The following is a 21,983-nucleotide window of genomic DNA, read 5'->3' as shown; positions in this document are numbered from 1 at the left end:
CCTCATCGCCGGACCCGTTTCACCACGGCCCCTTCGGCCAGTGCGTTTCGATGCCCTGGCTCCGGATCCATGTCTGAAACTCCGCCAGCAGCGGCGCCTTCTCACGCACCGCCCGCGCCGGTTCCCCCTTCCGCATCGCGAACGCCACCAGCGACCCCACCGATTCCCCGATGTTCCATTCCACCGGATGCAACCGGTACGCCCCGTTGGTCACGTGCGTGGTCCCGATGTTCTTCGCCGCCGGCAACAGGTTCTCCATCCGCACCGGCAGCAGCGCTCCCAGCGGCACATGAAACGGCAGCGCATCGAAGTCGATGTAATTGTCCCCCGCCGAAGTCGGGTGCAGATCGATCGGGTACTGCCCGATCCCCACCGAATCGAAATAGACCTCGCTCGTCACCTCCGACTCCTTCCGGCCCAGCGCCTCGGCCCGTGCCTGCGTTCCGCAATGCTGTTCGAGAATCGTCGTCACCGCCCGGATCCGCCGCGCCTCCCGCACGTAGGGCGCCTTCGCCATCCCGTCCTCCGTCCCCAGGAGATCCCCCCGCAACCGCAACCCCGGCCACCCCGTCCCCCCATCCAGCCGCGGCGCCTCCGTCTGCATCCAGTACAGCAGCGACAAACTCAACTGCCTCCCCCTCTCCACATGATGCGCATACGCCTCCGGCGTCACCCCCACCAGGTTCCCCAGCAGATAATCGTTCTGCGGCCAGTTGATCAGCGAGATATCCCCGTCGTAGCTCCCCGGCAGGAAATTGGCCGCCGCCGCGATCCGCCGATACACCCACAGGTTCAGCCCCGGCCCGTCCTGATCCTGTACCGGACTGAACCCCAACCGCCGCGGCTCCAGCGTCCTCGGATGCGTGTACTCCCACGACAGCAACCGGCCCGGCCACGGGGGCGTCAGCGACGGCACATACTCGCGCCAGAATCCGTACTCCCTCGGACGCTCGATGGTGTGGTCCTGTCCCGCCACATGATCGATCGCAAAGCACACCGTGAACGCCTGCTGGTTCCCCGGATCCTTCCGTTCCGGCGCGTGCAACTCCCCCGTCGCCGCACGTCCCTCCGCCCCCGTCACCCATTCCGTTCCCGTCAACGGCAACAGATCCCCCAACTCCGTCGCGTCCACGAACCACGGCGCCCGCAACACCCGGTCCATGCCCGTCCGATCGCTCCGCACCCGAACCGCCCGGACCCGGTCGCCATCCACCTCCGCCCCCACCGGCCGGTGTTCACGCAGCATCGTCAACCGCCCCCCCGCGGCGTACACCGCCAGCATCCCTTCGATCACCGCCAGGGCCACCCGCGGCTCATGACACAACCGCGACACCGCTCCGTTGCCCGGATTCAGGTTCCACCGCCCCCGCGCCGCCTCCGTCAGCGGGTAATGACGCCGGTAGTACTCCCGGATCCCCTCCCGCAACGCCCGGTACGTCCGCGTCGCCCCGAATTCCTCGATCCACCGATGCTCGTCCGGCGGCACCCCCTGCGATGTCAACTGTCCCCCCAGCCAGTCCGTCTCCTCCGTCAACACCACCCGCAGCCCGTTCCGGCACGCCGCCAGCGCCGCCGCCACCCCGCCCAGCCCGCCTCCGCAGATCACCACATCCCCCGTCAACTCCCGTCCGAATCTCCGCCGCGCCTCCGACGCACCCGCCGTCGCCCGCGCCCGAACCGCCCCTCCGGACACCACTCCTGGTGACAGCACTGCCGCCGCCCCGCTCTGCGCCAGAAACCGGCGCCGACTCCACCCGGCGCCCCCTCGGATTGATGCCGACTTCGCCATGGCCTTGAAGACCCGCATCATGCCGCCGCCAGCCCCCCATCGTCGAGACCTGGGCCAATCGGGTCAAATCTCGTGCCGCAATCACCGCTTCAGCGAAGGGATGACCTCCAGGGCCAACCCGCCCCACCATCCAGTGCCCTTCCATCTTCCCCTACCGCCGCCACGCCGGGAACACCCGGTCCACACGCTTTGCCGACTGCACCAAGCCTTCCTCATCCACCACCACCTCCAGCGCTCGAAAGGAACGCCCCGGCGTCACGGCCGCCGCCTCGATCGACTGATAGACCCATTCCAGCCGCACGCCGCCCCCGGGATCCAACCGCGCCATCGACGCCGGACCGAACCAGCTTTCCAGGTCGGATTTCCGCGTCCGCCCTGGTACCACCCGTGCCATCGCCTCCGGATCCAGCCATGGCCCGACGCTCCGGGTGTACAGCAGGGTCCAGCCTTCCAGCACGCCCCGATGGTACAGGGTCCGCTCCACCCGGCCGTCGTCTCCATACCGCACACTGAACTGCCGGATCTCCAGCGCTTCCTCCCGATCCCGAATGCCATACCGCCCGAAGATCGACTGCCAGACCTCGTAAGTCTCCACGGACAGCCCCATCCCCGATTGCTCCAGGGTCGTCGGGTTTCCCAGGACGGCCCGCACCTCGTCCCGGGTCTGCCCTTCCCGCACCTGCCCCGCCAGCGCCGGTCCGAACGGCTCGACCGTCCGGCATCCGGTCCAGACAAGCACAAGCCACCCCATCGCCATTCCCATTCCCAAGCCGGCCCGGCCCGCTCGGCTCCCAATGCCAGCCTGAATCAACGTTCCAAGCGGATTCATACCTCCCGCCTATCGGAGTTGCCGCAGCGGCGCAAGAAAGGGGACCCGAAGCACCCGTTAATAAGGCAGGCGCATTTTGTTGACTCAAGAGCGTGGCAATAAGGCAGGCAGGCTATGTTGACCCCAAGATCCTGACTGCTGACTGAGGCGCCCGACCCGATCGCGACGTCAACAAGGCTATGCCTGTCTTTCTATTTTATTGGGTCCGTTTCGCCATCGAATGGCCTTTCCCACTGGCCCACGGCTCTGGCCCACGGCTGATTGCTGGGGGCTGATCGCTTGGAGAGGGTGCCTGCCGGGTGCGGCATCGTGGGGCGGCCGAAATCCGGGCCACTCTGCGCAACCTTGCCAACGGTGCCTGCGAACGGTCGAAGCGTGCCGGACGCACGGAAGCCGGCACCTTGGCGTGCTGGTGCCGCTGCCAGACCTTCCCGAAGGCCCTCCCCGCGCTGCGGCAGTGAGGCCGTCGCTCAGGATTCCAAAACGGGGCTTGCCAGCATTTGATCCGGGCGTCTAGGGTCTCCGCCCCTTGTCCGGGAACCTGTTGGACTCGCCGGGATCGTCCCCGTGCGGAGCGGGCTTCCCCAAGGTACCGGCTTTATGTCAGTCAAGATTCGTCTCAAGCGAATGGGCGCCAAGAATGCGCCGGCCTACCGGATCGTGGTGGCCGACGCCCGTTTTCCCCGCGACGGCCGCTTCATCGAGGAGCTCGGCAGCTACGACCCCAAACGGACCGGCGTGAACTACACCCTCGACCTCGAACGTGCCAACTACTGGCTCGGCGTCGGGGCACAGCCTTCCGAAACGGTCGCAAGCTTCATCAAGCAGTCGAAGCGCGCCGCCGACGCCCCGGTCGCCTGATCCCCCGCACACGTCGCTCCCCGCCGCTCCGAACCGCCCACCAACCCCCTTCCCGCCACCCCATGCAGGACTTTCTCGAGACCGTCGTCCGCGGAATGGTCCAGCAGCCGGACGCCGTTCGCATCGAACCCGTCCAGGGCCGCGGCGAAATCATCTATGAAGTGCGCGTCCATCCCGCCGACATGGGCCGGTTGGTGGGCCGCCGGGGCAATACCGTCAACGCCATCCGCACCCTTCTGGCCGTCGGTGCCGCCAACAAGGGCATGCGCTGTTCTCTCGAACTCATCGACGAGGACGAGCCCGGCAGCGAGGCACAGGCCTGACCGAAACCGCCGCGGACGCTGCTCCGCGGCCCGACGGAGCATGAAGATCGACGTGCTCACCCTCTTCCCGGGCATGTTCGCCGGGCCGCTCGACGAAAGCATCGTCCAGCGCTCCCGCGAACGCGGTCTCCTCGATCTTCATGTCCATCAGTTGCGCGACTGGACCCACGACCGCCATCGCACCGTGGACGATCGCCCCTTCGGCGGCGGTCCCGGCATGGTGCTCAAGTGCGAACCTGTCTTCGAAGCCGTCGAAAGCCTCCGTGGCACCGGCTCCCGCGTCGTCCTGATGTGCCCGACCGGGCGCCGGTTCGATCAGGCCGCCGCCCGCGAACTCGCCGCCCGACCCCACCTCATCCTCCTCTGCCCAAGTTACGAGGGCATCGACGAGCGTATCCGCGAACTCCTTGTGGACGACGAATTCTCCGTCGGCGACTTCGTCCTCACCAGCGGCAACCTCCCGGCCATGATGGTCATCGACGCCGTAACCCGCCTCCTCCCCGGCGCCCTCGGCGATGATGCCTCCGCCACCGACGAATCCTTCAGCCGCGGCGAACTCGAATACCCCCACTACACGCGCCCGGTCGAATTCCGCAGCCGGCGCGTCCCGGAAATCCTTCTGTCCGGTCATCACGCCGCCATCGAACGGTGGCGCCGGGAACAGGCCCGTCAGCGAACCATGCAGCGCCGCCCCGACCTCCTCGCCGCCCCGGCGTTGACCGGGGGGCATCACCACGAAAGCGACTTATGAACCAGGCATTGTTGGACAAGATCGAATCCGAATTCCTCAAGAAGGAAGCCCCGGCCTTCAACATCGGCGACTCCGTCCGTGTTCACACCAAGGTCATCGAAGGCGAAAAGGAACGAATCCAGGTCTTCGCCGGCGTCGTCATCGGCCGCCGCGGCCATGGCATCAACGAAACCTTTACCGTCCGCCGCATCAGCTACGGCGAAGGCGTCGAGCGCGTCTTCCCCATCCACTCCCCGCGCATCGACAAGGTCGAGGTGGAGCGCCATGGCGATGTCCGCCGCGCCAAACTCACCTACCTCCGCGGTCGCGTCGGCAAAGGCGCCACCCTGGTGAAGGAGAAGACCACCTCCTCCCAGGCCGCCTGATCCGCCGGTCATCCCCTGCGGACCACGCCGCGCCACCCCCCTCCGTGGCGCGGCGCCCCAGGATCTGCCGTGCCGCGGCCCCACGCTTCCCATGGCCCACGGCAACCCGTCGTCCCTGCTCGACTTCGAACGGGATCTCCTGTCCCGCGGCATCGCCCGCGCGGCAGGAATCGATGAAGTCGGGCGTGGTCCCCTCGCCGGACCGGTCGCCGCGGCCGCAGTCGTGCTTCCCCCCGACTGGATCCGCGCCGGTCTGCCGCCCGAACTCCATGGCCTGACCGATTCCAAACGCCTCGCCCCCGCCCGCCGCGAACGCTTCGCCGCCTTCCTCCTCGCCTGCCCCCACGTCCAGCAGGCCGTCGTCTTTGTCGAAGTCGGGGAAATCGACCGCCTCAATATCCTGCGGGCCACCCAGGTCGCCATGCGCCGGGCCATCGCCGTCCTTGCCCCCGCCCCCCAGCACCTGCTTGTGGACGGCCTACCCGTCCCCGATCTGCCGGCTCCCCAGACCGCCCTGGTCGGTGGCGACGCGCGCAGCGCCTCTATTGCCGCCGCCAGCGTCCTTGCCAAGGTGGCCCGCGACCGACGCATGAACGACTACGACCGAACCTGGCCCGACTACGGATTCGCCGAGCACAAAGGCTACCCCACCGCCCGCCATCGTGCCGTCCTCGCCCGTCTCGGCCCCTGCCCCATCCATCGCCGCTCGTTCGCCCCGGTCCGCGACCATCCCGTCCTCCCCCTTGCCCCATGACCCTCGCGTCCCGACTGCGCTCCTGGCTCGCGGCGGTCGGCCTCCGCAAGCCGCAGGCCCGGCATCTCCAACGCGGACATCTCGGAGAACAGGCCGCCCGCGCCCACCTTCAGGCCACCGGCCTCACTTTCCTCACCGCCAACTTCCAGTCCCGTCGTGGCGAAATCGACCTGATCTTTCGCGATCAGGACTGCCTGGTGTTCGTCGAGGTCAAAACCCGTTCCAGCGAGGTCTGGTCCCGCCCCGCCGCCGCCGTCAATGCCCGCAAACGACGTGCCCTGTCCCGCACCGCCCTCGACTACCTCAGGCGCCTCGCCGAACCCCGTGTGAAAATCCGCTTCGATGTCGTCGAGGTCCTCCTCTCCGCAAACCAGGTCCGCGACATTCGACATCTCCCGGGCATGTTCACCCTCTCCCCTCCCCTGCGGCACGGCTGATCCCATGCCCGAACTCCCCGAAGTCGAAATCCTCGCCCGCCACCTCGATCCTCTCCTCCGGGGATCCCGCATCCGCCACGTTGAGATCCTACGACCCCGCATCCTCCGGCCATCGGATGTCGCATCCTTCCAACACCTCCTGAACCACCGCGTCGTCGCCAAAGTCCGGCGCCGCGCCAAATACCTCCTCTTCGACCTCGAACCCGATCCCGCCGGACGTCCCTCGCTCCTGCTCGGGCACCTCGGCATGACCGGCCGCATGTACCTCCAGCCCCGGGATCGCCCCCTCGCCCGTCATGCCGCCGCCGTATTCGACCTCGATCCCCAACTCTGGATCTTCGAAGACCCGCGCGGGTTCGGACACCTCACCTTCGATGATCGCCCCCTGGCCAGCCTCGGACCCGAGCCCCTGTCCGACACGTTCACACGCCCGGCCTGGCACCCGGCCCTCCGCCACTCCCGCCAGCCCATCAAGATCCGGTTGCTCAACCCCTCCGTCGTCGCCGGCATCGGCAATATCTACGCCAGCGAATGCCTGCATCTCGCCCGACTTTCCCCCCGCCGCCCCGCCCACCGGCTCACTGCCGCCGAGGTGGACCGCCTCGTCGCCGCCATTCGCCAGGTCCTCTCCGAAGCCATCCAGCTCGGCACCGCCCTGACCCTCAATTTCGGTCCCGCCCCCCAACGCGACGCCCTGTTCTACTACGGAAGCGATCCCAACACGCCCGCAACCGTCGCGGAAAGGTTTCGCGTTTATGACCGCGCGGGGCAACCGTGCCCCCGTTGCGGCACCCCCATCCGCCGGTCCGTCCAGGCCGGCCGCAGCACATTCGACTGCCCCAGATGCCAACGATGAATCCCCGAATCCATCGCTCCACTGCGTCCCCTCATCCCCGTTTCCCACGGCCGGTCCTCGCCCTCCTCCTCCTCCTCCCGATCGCCGCCGCCGCCGCCCTTCCCGGTGCCGATGTGCGCCGCGACCCCGTCGTCCAGGCCGTCGAACGCGTCCTCCCGGCCGTGGTCAACATCGGCACCCTCGCCGTCGAACGCGCCGACCCCTACGAACAAATGCTCCGCGAGTTCTTCGGCTACCGGCGCCGCGCCCCGGACACCCTCTACAGCAGCGGTTCCGGTGTCGTCATCGACGAGGAAGGCTGGGTCCTCACCAACTTCCATGTCATCCGCGATGCCGCCCGCGTCCGGGTCACGTTCTCCGACCGCCCCGATCCCATCGACGCCCAGGTCGTCTCCGTCTCCGAGGCCAATGACCTCGCCCTCCTCCGCCTCGCTGCCCAACCCGGCCAGCGCTTCCCCAGCCTGCCCTTCGCCGCCGACGACGACCTGCTCCTCGGCGAAACCGTCATCGCCCTCGGCAATCCCTACGGCCTCGGCGGTTCCGTCAGCCGCGGTATTCTCAGCTCCAAGACCCGCCGCGCCGAACGCGACGGTGAACCCATGGCCCCCGAAGACTGGCTCCAGACCGATGCCTCCATCAATCCGGGCAACAGCGGCGGTCCCCTCGTCAATCTCCGCGGCGAACTCATCGGCCTCAACGTCGCCATCCTCGCCCAGGCCCAGGGCATCGGCTTCGCCATCCCCATCAAACGCATCAACGCCGCCCTCACAGGCATGTTCTCCCCGGAAGCCACCCGCGGCCTCTGGTTCGGTGCCACCGTGCGCGGCTCCCGCCCCCCACTCCTCATCGCCGAAATCCAACGCGACAGCCCCGCCGACACCGCCGGCCTCGAACCCGGCGACGAAATCCTCTCCCTCGACGGTCGCTCCCCCCGCTCCGCCCTCCAGTTCTACCGCGCCCTCGGTGCCACCGGTGACACCGCCCGCCTCGTCATCCTCCGCGGTGACCAACGACGCCAGCTCAACGTCCGCCTCCTCGCCGAGGCTTCCGTCTTTAACGCCGATTACCTCCGCCGACGTCTCGGCCTTTCCCTCGAACCCGTCCCCGCCGACATCCAACGCCAGCTCCGCCTCGACCTCTCGGCCGCCCTGATCGTCGCCGACGTCGAACGCTCCGGCCCCGGCGCCACTGCCGGCCTCACCCGTGGCCAGATCCTGACCGCCCTCGATGGCCATCCCCCACGCGATATCGTCATCCTCGGCCGCTCCCTCCATCGCCGCCCCCCCGGCGACACCGTCACCCTCGACCTCCTCTCCGCCCGCCGACGTGGCATGCTCCTCAGCCTCAGCGAGGCCCGCGCCCGCCTTCGCCTCCGCTAAACCGCTCCCCGACTCCCGTCTCCCGTCCTCGGTCCTCCGCCTTCCGCCTTCCGTCCATGAACCCCAACCGGGCATGGTCCGGTTCGTGAAGCGTGACCCCGCCTCCCGCCGCCCAGGCCTGCCTCGACGCCTCCCGGCCTTCGCCATCGCGGCCTTCGCCATCGCCGCACCGGCCCTCGTCCTGTCTTCCCGCGGATCCCCCGCCCCCGATCTCTTCGAACTCCACCCCGCCCTTGAATGGTCCGTCTTTGCCGAGGCCCCCATGGTCGTGGACCCCGTCGCCCTCGCCTTCGATGAACTGGGTCGCGCCTATGTGGTCGAAATGGGCGATTACCCCTACGGCTTCGGTCCCGATCGCAGCCCCGGCGGAACCGTCCGCCTCCTCGAAGACCTCGATGGCGACGGTCGCGCCGATCGCGCCACCCTCTTCGCCGGGAACCTCAGCTTCCCCACCTCGATCACTCCCTGGAACGGCGGCGTCCTGATCGCCGCCCCGCCCGACATCCTGTTCCTCCAGGATACCACCGGCGACGGACGCGCCGATGTCCGCCGTACCATCCTCACCGGCTTCCGTCTCGGAGTGACCGACAGCAACGTCAACGGCCTCCGCTGGGGACCGGACAACTGGATCCACGGCGCCAACGGTGGCAACGGCGGCGACCTGTCCTCCCCCCTCAGACCCGGCGATCCCCTGCGGCTCGGCCACCGCGACTTCCGCTTTCGACCCGGCACGGGCGAGTTCGAGCCGACCTCCCACAGTGGCGGAGGCTTCGGACTGGTCTTCGACGACTGGGGCCGCAGCTTCACGACCTACAACATCGACCACATCCAGCAACGCATCGCCCTCGCCGCCGATGTCTCCCGCCATCCCGGCCTGCCCCCGGTCGAAACCACCCACAGCATCTCCGATCACGGGGAAATGGCCCGCATTTATCCCATCTCCCCCGCTCAAACCCGGCCCAATCACCCGGAACAGGCAGGCCACTTCTCCGCAGCCGGCGGCATGGGCTTCATCTCCCACCGCGACTGGCCCGCCGCCCTCCGCGATTCCGTGCTCGTCTGCGACGTCGTCGGCAACCTCGTCCACCGCGATCTCCTCGTCCCCAACGGCCCCATCCTCACCGCCACCCGGGCCCCCGAGGAACAATCCTGCGAGTTCCTCGCCTCCCGCGATCCGATGTTCCGCCCGGTCGGCCTCGAATCCGGTCCCGATGGCGCCCTCTACCTGCTCGATATGCGACGGGAAGTCATCGAACACCCCGACTACATCCCTAGGAAGCTCCTCGAAACACAGGACATCCGCGCCGGCGACGGCGAAGGCCGCATCTACCGGATCGCCCCCCGCGGCTGGACCGCGACCCGCGACCTCCCCGGCCGGCTCGCCCCCGCCGATTGGGTCTCCCTGCTGGATTCCCCCAACCCATGGACCCGCCTCACCGCCCAGCGCCTCCTCGTATCCCGCGGCAACCCGGACGTCGTTCCCGCGCTGCGCCAGCTCGCCCGTTCCACCCGGGAACCCGTCACGCGCATCCAAACCCTCCGCACCCTCGAAGGTCTCGGCTCGCTCGACGACGATACCCTCGCCCTCGCCCTCGAAGACCCCTCGGCGCCGCTGCGCGCCCAGGCCATCGTCCTCGCCCGGCCCCGTGTCCCGACATCGCCCCGGTTCGGCGAGGCCGTCGATCGCCTCCTCGCCGATCCCCACCCCGAAGTCCGATTCCAGGCCGCCTGGGCCGCCGGTGACCGTGACTGGGTCCGGGCCCTCCGGTCCCCCGGCTTCGCCGAGCTCATGAAGCAGGACCACGCCCACCCATGGTCCCGTCGCGCCGCCCTCAGCACCCTCGGCCCCTTTGTGCATCGCGTCCTCGGATCGATCCTCTACGACCGCCAGTTCTGGCAGGACATCACCCCGCCCAAACTCGACCTCGTCCGGGAAACCGCAGAAGTGATGGGCGGCACCAATTTTGTGCCCCCACCCTCCCCAACCCCTGCCGATCGGAGATTCGGTCGCCTTTGGGCGGAAGACGTCGGCGATGGCGGCCGCTCAAACGAGCCGACGGAAGTGTCCCTCCCCGCCCTCCGCCAACTGCCCGAGCCGGTGCGCCTGGCCTTCCTCGAAGGCTTCTCCGCCGGCTGGGCGCGACGTGACCCCTCCGCCCCGTCCCTCTCCCGTTCGTCGCGCGAACAACTCACCACCCTGCTCAACGCCTGGACCGAGCCCCCGGCCATCCTTGGTGCCGCCTGGCGACTGGCCCGCCAGGTCGGCATCGAAATCGGCGAATCCCCCCGCCGCCAGCTCGCCCTCCACCTCGACCGTCTGTTCCAACCGGACACCGGCTTCGACACGCGTCGCGACATCGTCCGGCTCCTGGCGGTCGGCGAATTCGATCAGGTCGGCCCCGTCCTCTTCCGCCTCCTCGACGGCCGCGAACCTTCCGCCCTCCAGCAGGCCGCCCTCGCCGTCCTCCGCGACCACCGCGAACCCGCCGTCGGCGAAGGTCTCGTCCGCCATTGGCCCTCCCTCGCCCCGGCCGTGCGCCCCGCGGTCGTCAACCTCCTCGTCTATCGCGGCCCCTTCAATGCCGCCCTCCTCGATGGCATCGAAAACGGCACGCTCCCCCTCGGTGAACTCAACCTCGACCTCGAACATCGCCGCCGTCTCCTCCGCCACGCCGCCCCCGACATCCGCAGTCGCGCCGCCGCCTTCGTCAGCGACGAGGAATACGCCAACCGCAGCGCCCTCGTGGAGGAATGGCTCGCCCGCCTCCCTGAAACCGGCGACCCCGCCCGTGGACGTGCCGCCTTCGACCGCCTCTGCGCCCAATGCCACCACGCCAACGGCCTCGGCCACGCCGTCGGCCCGGACCTCAGCCACCAGGGCCACCGCAGCATCGAGGACCTCGTCTCCAACACCCTCGATCCCAACATGGCCATGAACCCCGCCTTCGTGGCCTACACCGCCGAAACCACCGACGGCGACGAGGAAACCGGCATCCTCCACGCCGAATCCGCCACCACCATCACCCTCCTTCAGGCCCTCGGCCGTACCGTCGAAATCCCCCGCGCCCGGCTCCGATCCCTCCGTTCCCTCGGCCGATCCCTCATGCCCGAAGGCCTCGAAGCCGGCCTCTCCCCCCAGGAACTCCGCGACCTCATCGCCTTCCTCCAGCAACCCCCGGGCCAAGCTTCCCCCGCCGCTGCAACCGCCCCAACCAATCCTTCCCATTGAATCCCGTCCTGCCCCTCCGTCCCCGCCCCGCCCGCGACGGCACCCTCCTCGCGCTGGCCCTCCTCGCGCTCGCGCCCCCCGTGTCCGCCGCCGACACCGGCTCCGGCTGGTTCAAGCTGCTGAGCCCGAACTTCGAGATGTTCAGCAACGCCCGGGAATCCGAAGGCCGCCGGCTCCTCCGCGAACTCGAAACGTTCCGTCACGTGGTCTCCCACTTCGTCGGACTCACCAACGTCCAGCGCCGCCCCGCCCGCGTGTACTTCTTCCGCGACGACGCCACCTTCCGTCCCTTCAAGCCCCTCTACGGCGGCCAACCCCGCCCGGTGAGCGGCTTCCACGCCGAGGATCCCCTCGACTACACCCTCGCCCTCAGCCGCCAGGCCCGCGGCACCATCACCATGCGGGTGATGTTCCACGAATACACCCACCTCCTCACCGCCCGCGAATTCCGGCATGCCCCCGTCTGGGCCCACGAAGGCCTCGCCGAAGTCTTCTCCACCTTCCAAAGCGACGGCGACCGCTTCGACATCGGCATCGCCCTCACCAACCACGTCCACTACCTCCAGCGCAATCCCCCCGGCCCGCTCCTCTCCATCCTCAACACCACCCGCGACTCCCGCGACTACAACGAGGAACTTCGCGCCGGCCGTTTCTATGCCACGTCCTGGCTCCTCACCCACTACCTCCTCTTCGCCCGCGAAGGCTTCCGCAGCAACGTCCTCTCCCGCTACGCCATCCTCTGCGCCCAAACCACCAACCATCTCGACGCCTTCCGCGTCGCCTTTGGCCAGACGCCGGACCAGCTTCAACCCCAACTCGCCGAGTATCTCCGCGGCGGACGCTACACCGTCGTCCGCCAGACCTGGCCCGACCTCGAATCCAGCCGGCCCCGACGTCAACGCCTCGAACCTGGCGAACTCGACCACGCCCTCGGACGCCTCCTGCAATCCGTCAACCGGCCCCAGGACGCCCGCCTCCGCCTCGAACGCGCCGCCCAGGCCGCCCCCGACAGCCCACGTCCCCGCGAGGCCCTTGCCCTCCTCGCCTGGACCGAACGCGACCGTGACGGCATCCGAACCTGGGCTGACGAAGCCCTGCAACGGAACTCCCGGGACGCCTTCATCCACTACCTCGCCGCCGAAGTCGCCTATCAGCGCACCGCCCTCGAACCGCTCCCTGCCGCCACCCGCGCCAACCTCCTCGCCGAAGGCCGGCGCCTCTGCGAACGCGCCCTCGAACTCGATCCCCTCCTCGCCCCCGCCCATCATCTCCTCGGCGTGTACGTCCTCGCCGCCCATCCCGGTGCCCCTGCCCTCGCCGCCGTCCACGTCCGGGAAGCCCTTCGTTGCGATCCCCAGTACCGCCCCGCCGCCCTCACCTGGGCCTCCCTCCTGGCCGCCCAGGGCCAGTTCCATGAAGCCCGCCGCGTCCTTGCCGCCCTCCTCGCCGGCCCCCTCCCCCAACCCCTCCGCGACAAAGCCCGCGACGTCGCCGCCGAAATTGAGCACCGCGTCAATCGGGATCCCTGACGTAACCTCCAGAACCAATGGCGCCACGGTCTTTGTCATCGAAACCCGCATGAACCGAGTCGCCCGCCCCCTGACCCTCACCCGCTCGGTGCATTTGATTCCGCTCCAATAAGGCTTTCAAATAATAGGACAGGCGTTTTATGATGACGCACACTTAGATTATAAGCCAGTCCTTTTATGATTGACGCCCTGACCGGATGCTCTACGCTCCAGCACCTACATCAATTCCCATCCACCCATGAGAACCCCTCGCATCAAAGCCGATCCCTCCCTCCCGGCGGTCTATCACTGCATGTCCCGCGTCGCCGGTCGCCTTCCTCTCCTCGACGACTCCGCCAAGCACAAACTCCTCAACATCCTCCACCACCTCGCCCGATTCTGCGACATCGACATCATCACCTTCTGCATGATGTCCAACCACTTCCATCTCCTCATCCGCGTCCCTCCCAAACCCCTCCCCGACTCCATCCCGGACGACGTCATCCTCGCCAAACTCGAGGACTTCTACGGCCCAAAGGCCACACTCCCCACCCTCGCCCGCGCCGCAGTCAACAAGGGCCAACCCATCCCCGACGACATCCGCCAGGCCGTCCTCTCCCGCATCGCCGACCTCTCCATCTTCCTCCAGGAGTTCAAACAACGTTTCTCCCGCTGGTATAACCGCCGTCACGACCGCACCGGTTACCTCTGGGGCGAACGCTTCCGCAGCGTCCTGGTGGAAGACTGCCCCAGCACCCTGCGCGCCATCGCCGCCTACATCGACCTCAACCCCGTCCGCGCGGGCCTGGTCAACGATCCCAAGGACTACCGCTTCTGCGGCTACGCCGCCGCCCTCACCGGCGACAAGGTCATCCGCCGCGGAATCATGGGCTTTCTGGAGACCCAGGACTGGAGCGCTGCGTCAGCGGAATATCGCCTGGCGCTTTACATGATTGGCGGGACGTCAGGGCGGAGCGACAAGCGGGTGCTGGATCCGGAGGCGATCCGGGCGGAACTGGCGCGGGGCGGACAACTGCCGCTGGGCCAGATCCTGCGGTTGCGGATCCGGCACATGACCGACGGGGTGTTCCTGGGATCGAAGGAATTCGTGGACCAGATGTGGGAACGGCACCGGGACAAGTTCGGCAAGCGGCGCAAGAGTGGCGCTCGGATCATTCGAGGCGCCCCAATCCCGGGACTCACCGTGTTGCGCGATCTCCATGTCGATGCGGTGGGATGACACTCCTCCCTGGAAGGATATGTCTGTCGTGGCTGCCGGATATCGAAGTAAGAATTGCACAACAAGCGGACACTTTGCACCTGCCCAAAACGTGGACTATGGCCGTTAGCTCAATGCCAGACTCCCGCGGTTGCCAGGCCTTCTTCACAACCAACCTCCCACGGCCACCCAACCCTTCCACAGGGCCATGAATTCCCCCGAATCCCCCAAATGAGATTGGCTTTCCCTGGGACACCCCGGTAGAAACCCAGGATCCCAATGCCCCGATGAATGTCCGCCAGGCAAACCGGAAGGGACCCATCCCCAGGCAGGCCTCCAATCCCAGTCATCGCATCGATCAATCCCTCCCATGAGGTCCGACCGTCCCCACCCCCACCTGTCTCCGCGAGGCTTCACTCTCATTGAACTGCTCGTGGTGATCGCCATCATCGCCATCCTGGCCAGCATGCTCCTGCCGGCCCTGGCGCGCGCCAAATACCAAGGCAGCCGCACGCTCTGCCTCAACAACATCCGCCAGCAATACCTTTCCCAAATCCTCTACGCCGACGACCATGCCGGCAGATTCCAGCAGCACGACGACGGCAGCCCGGATTACCACCGGCTCAACGGGCGGCGCGACAGCATCGTGGACAGTCTTCGCGGCACCTACGTCAACAACACCTGGATCCTCATCTGTCCCATCACCGCCAAGTCTTTCGGCCGCCTCTGGCTCAACTATGCCAGTCCCGCCAACTTCGCCGACCGTTCCACCCGCGACTACGGCGGCTGGGACACCACCGCCGCCAACGTCTATACGCCCTACATGTGGCTCGCCAACTTCCCGGGCATGCGCTTCCAGTCCCTGAGCGGGAGCCGCGACCCCGCGGCCGACGACATCGAGCCCGAATGGCCAAAGAACACCAACGAATGCGACTCGCGACGCGCCTTCATCACCCACCGCATCAGTGACACTCCGGGCACCAAACTCTGGGATGTCGGCCACCTCGGACGCTTCGACGCCGGCTCCGTCAGCCGCCACTTCCTTGAGTTCTCTCTCACCCCCGACCAACCGGTCGGTCAGGCCGACGGAAGCGTCATTGTGCGCCCGAAGTCGCAGGTCAAGAAGCGCGTCGTCGGCGGTCCGGGCAACAACACCGCCTACTACTACTGACTTCCCCTACTGACTTTCCGCCTGACCCCAATCCACTCCCGCTGGCGCGCCCCCCTCTTCCCCCCTGACTGCCCCTTCGCTACCCTCTCCCCGACTTGGGCGCTTCAACCACCGATCCCAGCGCTGCCTCCCTGGCCGTCTCGCTCGCGCGCTCCCCCGCGATTCAGTCCCTCATGGGACGATGCAACGCATCCTCCCCCTGCCCTGTTCCTGGCATTGCCGCGCCGGCGCAGATCTTCCTGACCGCCGTCCTCCACCGCGCTCAACCCCGTCTCCCCATCGTCCTCGTCCTCGATGGACTCAAGGCCCAGGAAGCCGCATTCCAGGACCTGCAAACCTGGTTGCCCCCAGGCACGGAGACCGGCCCGCTGTTGTTCCATCCCGACTGGGAAGTCCTGCCCCACGAACCGAAACTCCCCCACGTCGATGTGGTCTCCGACCGCATCGAGACCCTGATCACCCTTCACACGTCCGCCCCCGACACCCCCGCTCCCGTCGTCGTCACCACGGTCACCGCCCTCCTTCAACGCACCTTCTCCCCCACGGCCCTCCAATGCCGGTTGCGCCGACTCCGCCCGGGAGACATTTGGGATCCTCTCGACCTCGTGGAATGGCTAGAGGACCAGGGTTACGAGCCGGAAGCCCAGGTCTCCCAAAAGGGAACCCTCGCCCTTCGCGGCGGCATCGTGGACGTCTGGCCTCCCGCCGCCCCGTGGCCGGTCCGCCTCGAGTTCTTCGGCGACGAACTCGAATCCCTGCGTCAGTTCGATCCCCAAACCCAGCTCTCCAACGAACGCATCGACACGATCACCCTTACCCCAGCCGGAGAACTCGGCCTCCTCCGCCAAACCCTGCAAAAGGCCCCTCCTGCGGAACCGCCCCACAAAGCCCAGCCGCCCACCCCGCCCCTTGGCACCCTGTTGGATCACCTTCCTCCACAGGCGCTTTTCATCCTCTCCGAACCAGCCCGCCTCGCGGAGCGGGCGCAAACCTACGCCGCCCTGATTCCCGCCGGGGGCGATCCCTTTCTCACCCCCTGGACCGAACTACTCGCCCAGTCCGCCGGCCGCGGCGATCTTCGTCTCGAACTGACCGACGAGGAACCCGTCCCGGGCGATGCAGCACCCTGTAACACCCCTTCCCTGCACTGGCCCAGCCTCGAGATCTTCCGGCCGCTCGGCTCGCGCCCCCCCGAACCCGCCGTCGCCGAAGCCCAGCGTCGCGAATTCTTCGAACAGCTTCACCGCTGGCTCCGGCGCGGCCTGGCGGTGCATGTCCTCTGCAACAATGACGGCGAACGCCAACGCTTCGCCGAAATCTGGTCGGACTACGCCCCGCCCCATTCCCCCGCCACCGATCCGCCCCCAGCCCCGTCCGTCCCCGCCGCCCCGCACCTCCACATGGGCGCCCTGTCCCGCGGCTTCCTCTGCGAGGCCGAAGGCTTCGTGGTCGTCACAGACGCCGAAATCTTCGGCCGCTACAAAATCCAACGCCCGCGCCGCCTCAAGTCAGCCCACGCCCAAACCTCCCGCTCGCTTCTCGACATCGACTTCACCGAGTTCGAAGACGGCGATTACGTCGTCCACATCGAACACGGTATCGGCCGCTTCTGCGGACTTCAGACCGCCCCGGCCACCCCCGGCCATCGCGGCGCTCCCGGTCGGCCCGGCCAGGAATGCCTCGTCATCGAATACGCCCCCTCCCAACCCGACGCCCCGCCGCCGCGCCTCTACGTTCCCGTCTCGGAGGCGCATCTGGTCAGCAAGTACGTCGGTGCCGGCAAGGCCCAGCCTCCCCTCCACACTCTGGGAGGCACCCGCTGGGCCAAGGCAAAGAAGGACGCCGAGCACGCCGTCGCCGATCTGGCGGCCGATCTTCTCGAGATTCAGGCCGCCCGCGAATCCCAGCCGGGCCACCCCTTTCCCCCGGACACCACCTGGCAGCGCGAATTCGAGGCGTCCTTCCTGTTCGAGGAAACCGTGGACCAGCAACGCGCCATCGAGGCCACCAAGCGTGACATGGAACAGCCCCGCCCCATGGACCGCCTCATCTGCGGGGATGTCGGCTTCGGCAAGACCGAAGTCGCCATTCGTGCCGCCTTCAAGACCGTCATGGGCGGCAAACAGGTCGCCATCCTCGTCCCCACCACCGTCCTCGCCCAACAGCACTTTCGCACCTTCCGGGAACGCATGAGCGACTACCCGGTTCGCGTCGAAGTCCTCTCCCGGTTCCGCACCCGCCGCCAGCAGCGCGAAACCCTCGAAGCCCTCGCCGCCGGCTCCGTGGACCTGGTCATCGGCACCCATCGCCTCCTCCAGCCCGACGTGTCCTTCAAGGACCTCGGCCTGGTCGTCATCGACGAGGAACAACGCTTCGGCGTCCAGCACAAGGAACGCCTCAAACGCCTCCGCCGGACCGTCGATGTCCTCGCCCTCAGTGCCACCCCCATCCCACGCACCCTCTATCTCGCGCTGTCCGGTGCCCGCGACATGAGCACCATCGAGACCCCCCCCCAGGATCGTCTCCCCGTCGAAACCCTCGTCGCCGCCTACGACGAACGCCTCATCCGCGACGCCATCCGCCGCGAACTCCACCGCGAAGGCCAGGTCTTCTTCCTCCATAACCGCGTCCAGACCATCGATGCCCTCGCCCTCAAACTCCGCGCCCTCGTCCCCGAAGCCCGCATCGTCGTCGGCCACGGCCAGATGGACCCCGACGAACTCGAGGAAATCATGACCCGCTTCGTGGAGGGCGAGGCCGATGTCCTCCTCTCCACCACCATCGTCGAAAGCGGCCTCGATATCCCCAACGCCAACACCATCATCATCGATCGCGCCGACCGCTTCGGCCTCAGCGAACTCTACCAGCTCCGCGGCCGCGTCGGCCGTTACAAGCACCAGGCCTACGCCTATCTCCTCATCCCCCGCCACGCCCACCTCCTCGACGAAGCCCGCAAACGCATCGCCGCCATCCGCCAGTACTCAAGCCTCGGCAGCGGCTTCAAGATCGCCATGCGCGACCTCGAAATCCGCGGCGCCGGAAACCTCCTCGGCCCCCAGCAGAGCGGCCACATCACCGCCGTCGGTTTCGACCTCTACTGCCAGCTCCTCAAACAGAGCGTCGCCGCCCTCAAAGGCGAAAAAATCCCCCCGCGCGTCGAAGTCCAGGTCCGGCTCGACTTCCTCGCCCTCAATCCTGCCGAGGAAGCCGTCCCCGCCCCGTCCTCCACCCCATCCACCCCATCCCCCGATCGTGTTGCCGTCGCCGGGCTGCCAGGACGGTACCTCCCCGAACCCTCCCAGCGCCTCGAAATCCACCGGCGCCTCGCCCAGATCACCAGCCCGATAGACCTGCGCCGTCTCAAGGACGATCTCCGCGACCGCTTCGGACCCCCGCCCCCGCCGGTCGAACTCCTCCTCCTCGTCGCCGAACTTCGCCTCATTGCCAGCCTCCTCGACATCACCGTCATCGAAACCCGCGAGGACCGCCTGATGCTCACCCGCAACGGCGGCTTCCTCCAGTTCGGCGGACGGTTCCCCCGCCTCACCAAACGCGAACCCCGCGCCCGCCTCCTCGAAATCCGCCGCTTCCTCGGCTCCCTCTCCCCCGCCCAGGGGTCGCATCTCTGAATTTGACATTTGCCCCGCCACGCCCGGCGCCCCGTCCGATTTGTCAAATTCACAGATCTGACCCCGAGTCCCTGGCGCTGCGCTTCGGGATTGCGTGCCGAACCGCATTTTCCTACCCATGGGAACTCCAGGTGAGACCCCATGATTCTGCCCACGAGCCCACACGACGAGAAACTGCCGTTCCCGACACAACCCCTGGAGGTCCAGGGCGGCACCGTCGAGGAGTACATCATTCCGGACGAGAAAAGAGCCGAGGTGCTGCATCAGCTCTATCCCTTCGAGCCCATACCGGATCTGAACGAGGAACGCTATGACCTGCACGAGGGCAAAACGTTTCGAGTCGGTGATTTCCGAGTCACGTGGGAGGACGACCAGAACTTCCTGGTAAGCCCCTACTATCCGTCCAGCGGAGGCTCGGTCATCGACTGGATGCCCGCCGATTTCGATTCCGATGCCTGACATCGGCCATCCCAGCCCCCCCTGACCTCCGCCCTCTGCCCTCCGCCCTCCGCCCTCAAGCCGGTTCCTGCTGCGACAAGCAGTGAAACGAACCCAGGCCCCAGATCAGATCCACCGAATCCAGCCCCACCACCTGCCGGTCCGGAAAGGCCCCCTGCAGTATCTCCAGCGCCCGCCGGTCGTTCGCATGTCGAAACGTCGGCATCACCACCCGCCCGTTGGCGATGTAGAAGTTCGCGTAACTCGCCGGCAGCCGCTGTCCATCCCACTCGACCCGGCCCGGCATCGGCAGTTCCAGCACCCGCAACGCCCGCCCCCGTTCGTCCGTCATCGTCGCCAGCCGGCGCCGGTTCTCCCGCAGTAACTCGAAATTCTCGTCCGCCGGGTCCTCCTCGACCACCGTCACCACCGTGTCCGGATTCACGAAGCGCGTCAGGTCATCGACGTGTCCGTCCGTGTCGTCCCCCACGATGCCGTCGCCCAGCCAGAGGATATGAGTCACCCCCAGGAAATCCCGCAGGTGACGTTCGATCGCCTCCCGTGTCAGGTCCGGGTTCCGGTTCGGATTCAGCAGACAGCTCTCCGTCGTCAGCAGCGTCCCCTCGCCGTTCACATCGATGGATCCGCCCTCCATCACGATCCCGGGCTCGAACAACTCCAGTCCCCGCAGCGCCGCCACATGACGCGGAATCGCATCATCGAGGTCGCACGGCGGGTACTTGTTCCCCCATGCGTTGTACCCCCAGTCCACCACCGCCCGTTCCCGCCGCCCATCGCGATCCCGCACCACAAAGATCGGCCCATGATCGCGGCACCACGGTTCATACGACGGGAACCGATGAAACCGCACCGGCTCCAGCGGGCACCCATGCCGGACCAGCACGTCCGCCACCCACCCCTCCATGGCCTCGTCCCAGACGTTGATGTTCACCTCCTCGACCTCCCCCAGCACCCGCACAAACGCCGCCAGCACCGGCGGTACGGCCTCATAGCGATCGGGAAAGCTGATCCCCTCCGGCCGTGGCCAGGTCAGCCACGTGGACCGGTGCGGAACCCATTCCGCCGGCATCCGCCATCCCGCCGCCGCCGGTGATCCCGCAGTGAATTCGGCTGACTTCATCGCCCCTGGAAGATTCACGGCAGCGGCGTCCCCCGCGCCACCGTGAACAGCCGGTACCATTCCTCCCGGCTCATGGTCATCTCGGACGCTTTCGCTGCCGCCCGGATCCGTTCCGGATTCACGCTGCCCACGACCGGCACCATCCCCGCCGGGTGCCGCAGCAACCAGGCCAGCGCCACCGCCGTTCGGCCCGCCCCCCGCGCGGCGGCCACCGCGTCCAACTCCCCCACCAACGCCTCCGTTCCGTATTGCTCCTGCGACTTGAGGACCCGCCGCGCCCCATCCCCCAATTTCCCACCGGCCAGGGGACTCCACGCCATCGGCGTAATTCCCTCGGCCAGGCATTGGTCGAGCGTTCCGTCCACCAGCGGCTCCCATCGGGCCAGGCTGATCTCGACCTGGTTGACCACCAACGGAAACCCGCACGCCCGCTGCAACGCCTCCACCTGGTTCGGCGCGAAATTACTCACCCCGAACTCACGGGCCTTCCCCGCCCGACGCAGCCCGTCGAACGCGGACGCCACTTCCTCCGGGTCCATCAGCGGATCGGGCCGGTGCAGCAGGAACACATCCATCGTCTCCACCCCCAACCGCCGCAACGACCCCTCGCACGACGTCACAATGTGCTGCCGCGACGCATCGTACCGGTAGGGCGCCCCCGTCGGTTCATCGGCACGCCGAATCCCGCATTTGCTCACCAGCACCAGCCCATCCCGCAGCCCCGGCGACTCCGCCAGCACCTCCCCGAAGATCCGCTCGCAGGCCCCCTGGCCGTAAATATCCGCATGATCGAACACCGTGTACCCCGCCTCCAACGCCGCCCGCACCGCCTCCCTGCCGGCCTCCGCCGCCCCGCCGTCCGCCAGACGCCAGCACCCGTACGCCAGCCGGCTCCCACGCAGTGCGCTCCTTCCGAACATGACCGTTTGCATCCGCGCCGATTACGCCCCCATCCCCGCCCGACATTCACGCTTTATCCAAAAACTCCCGAAACCCTCGTCCCATCGCCCCAACCCCCTGCGGCCTCGTGGAACTCGGCCCTCCGATCTCATCACCCTGCCTCACCCTTCGGAGGGACGAGCTCCGCGAGTCCTCAATCCATCGCACCACTCCCCTGCGGCCTCGTGGAACCCTGCCCTCAGTGGATGGGCAAAAGGTTCGCCAAGGATTACGCTGCCAATAAGGATCGGGGGCAACGACCAGGTCCGGCATTCACCAACGGCGGACCCATTATTGTGCGCGCCTGGTTCGTTGGGGATCCGAATTGAACGCCCATGCCACGCATCATCAACGGCCACATCCGC

General features: G+C 67.5%; 18 protein-coding genes. 14 read left to right on the top strand and 4 right to left on the bottom strand.

Annotated features, from left to right (window positions below; genetic code table 11):
• Positions 1 to 19: 19 nt before the first annotated feature.
• Positions 20 to 1,789, bottom strand: coding sequence for an FAD-dependent oxidoreductase (locus KF833_07645; protein MBX3745169.1), 1,770 nt, complete (start codon positions 1,787 to 1,789; stop codon positions 20 to 22).
• Between the two features lie 151 nt (positions 1,790 to 1,940).
• Positions 1,941 to 2,540 carry a hypothetical protein gene (locus tag KF833_07640; GenBank protein ID MBX3745168.1) on the bottom strand — a complete coding sequence of 200 codons (600 nt, stop codon included), beginning with the start codon at positions 2,538 to 2,540 and terminating at the stop codon, positions 1,941 to 1,943.
• Positions 2,541 to 3,218: 678 nt separating this feature from the next.
• Here KF833_07640 and rpsP point away from each other — a divergent pair.
• The 14 genes from rpsP (at position 3,219) to KF833_07570 (ending at position 19,559) form a co-directional block, all read left to right on the top strand.
• Positions 3,219 to 3,479 carry a 30S ribosomal protein S16 gene (rpsP, locus tag KF833_07635; protein MBX3745167.1) on the top strand — a complete coding sequence of 87 codons (261 nt, stop codon included), beginning with the start codon at positions 3,219 to 3,221 and terminating at the stop codon, positions 3,477 to 3,479.
• A gap of 62 nt (positions 3,480 to 3,541) precedes the next feature.
• On the top strand, positions 3,542 to 3,802 hold the full coding sequence (locus tag KF833_07630; GenBank protein ID MBX3745166.1) for a KH domain-containing protein: 261 nt from the start codon (positions 3,542 to 3,544) through the stop codon (positions 3,800 to 3,802).
• 40 nt (positions 3,803 to 3,842) lie between these two features.
• Positions 3,843 to 4,553, top strand: a complete 711-nt coding sequence (gene trmD, locus KF833_07625; GenBank protein MBX3745165.1) for a tRNA (guanosine(37)-N1)-methyltransferase TrmD — start codon at positions 3,843 to 3,845, stop codon at positions 4,551 to 4,553.
• Positions 4,550 to 4,918: a 50S ribosomal protein L19 gene (rplS, locus tag KF833_07620; protein ID MBX3745164.1), complete on the top strand. Its 369-nt coding sequence runs from the start codon at positions 4,550 to 4,552 to the stop codon at positions 4,916 to 4,918. Before trmD ends, rplS begins: the two co-directional genes overlap by 4 nt.
• Positions 4,919 to 5,009: 91 nt before the next feature.
• Positions 5,010 to 5,672 (top strand): ribonuclease HII, encoded by a 663-nt coding sequence (locus KF833_07615; protein MBX3745163.1) that lies wholly within the window; start codon positions 5,010 to 5,012, stop codon positions 5,670 to 5,672.
• Positions 5,669 to 6,109: a YraN family protein gene (locus tag KF833_07610; protein MBX3745162.1), complete on the top strand. Its 441-nt coding sequence runs from the start codon at positions 5,669 to 5,671 to the stop codon at positions 6,107 to 6,109. The genes KF833_07615 and KF833_07610 overlap by 4 nt, the downstream gene beginning before the upstream one ends.
• Positions 6,110 to 6,113: 4 nt before the next feature.
• Positions 6,114 to 6,965: a bifunctional DNA-formamidopyrimidine glycosylase/DNA-(apurinic or apyrimidinic site) lyase gene (gene mutM, locus KF833_07605; GenBank protein MBX3745161.1), complete on the top strand. Its 852-nt coding sequence runs from the start codon at positions 6,114 to 6,116 to the stop codon at positions 6,963 to 6,965.
• On the top strand, positions 6,962 to 8,344 hold the full coding sequence (locus KF833_07600; GenBank protein ID MBX3745160.1) for a trypsin-like peptidase domain-containing protein: 1,383 nt from the start codon (positions 6,962 to 6,964) through the stop codon (positions 8,342 to 8,344). The genes mutM and KF833_07600 overlap by 4 nt, the downstream gene beginning before the upstream one ends.
• Positions 8,345 to 8,429: 85 nt before the next feature.
• On the top strand, positions 8,430 to 11,573 hold the full coding sequence (locus KF833_07595) for a c-type cytochrome (GenBank protein ID MBX3745159.1): 3,144 nt from the start codon (positions 8,430 to 8,432) through the stop codon (positions 11,571 to 11,573).
• Entirely contained in the window at positions 11,570 to 13,102 is a 1,533-nt protein-coding gene (locus KF833_07590; protein ID MBX3745158.1) for a hypothetical protein, read from the top strand. The genes KF833_07595 and KF833_07590 overlap by 4 nt, the downstream gene beginning before the upstream one ends.
• Before the next feature lie 238 nt (positions 13,103 to 13,340).
• Positions 13,341 to 14,321 (top strand): transposase, encoded by a 981-nt coding sequence (locus KF833_07585; protein MBX3745157.1) that lies wholly within the window; start codon positions 13,341 to 13,343, stop codon positions 14,319 to 14,321.
• A gap of 349 nt (positions 14,322 to 14,670) precedes the next feature.
• Positions 14,671 to 15,471: a type II secretion system protein gene (locus tag KF833_07580; GenBank protein ID MBX3745156.1), complete on the top strand. Its 801-nt coding sequence runs from the start codon at positions 14,671 to 14,673 to the stop codon at positions 15,469 to 15,471.
• A 173-nt stretch (positions 15,472 to 15,644) separates the two neighbouring features.
• Positions 15,645 to 19,100: a transcription-repair coupling factor gene (gene mfd, locus KF833_07575; protein ID MBX3745155.1), complete on the top strand. Its 3,456-nt coding sequence runs from the start codon at positions 15,645 to 15,647 to the stop codon at positions 19,098 to 19,100.
• A gap of 141 nt (positions 19,101 to 19,241) precedes the next feature.
• The gene (locus KF833_07570) at positions 19,242 to 19,559 is read left to right on the top strand and encodes a hypothetical protein (GenBank protein ID MBX3745154.1); all 318 of its coding nucleotides are present in this window, start codon (positions 19,242 to 19,244) and stop codon (positions 19,557 to 19,559) included.
• 55 nt (positions 19,560 to 19,614) lie between these two features.
• Here KF833_07570 and KF833_07565 read toward each other — a convergent pair whose 3' ends face one another.
• Both KF833_07565 and KF833_07560 read right to left on the bottom strand, forming a co-directional pair.
• On the bottom strand, positions 19,615 to 20,679 hold the full coding sequence (locus KF833_07565) for an agmatine deiminase family protein (protein ID MBX3745153.1): 1,065 nt from the start codon (positions 20,677 to 20,679) through the stop codon (positions 19,615 to 19,617).
• 14 nt (positions 20,680 to 20,693) lie between these two features.
• Complete coding sequence (locus KF833_07560) at positions 20,694 to 21,611, bottom strand: aldo/keto reductase (protein ID MBX3745152.1); 918 nt, start codon at positions 21,609 to 21,611, stop codon at positions 20,694 to 20,696.
• Positions 21,612 to 21,983 lie beyond the last annotated feature (372 nt).

It is taken from the genome of Verrucomicrobiia bacterium (assembly GCA_019634625.1).
Taxonomy (GTDB): Bacteria; Verrucomicrobiota; Verrucomicrobiia; order Limisphaerales; family CAIMTB01; genus CAIMTB01.
This window is presented reverse-complemented; position numbering and strand designations above follow the sequence as displayed.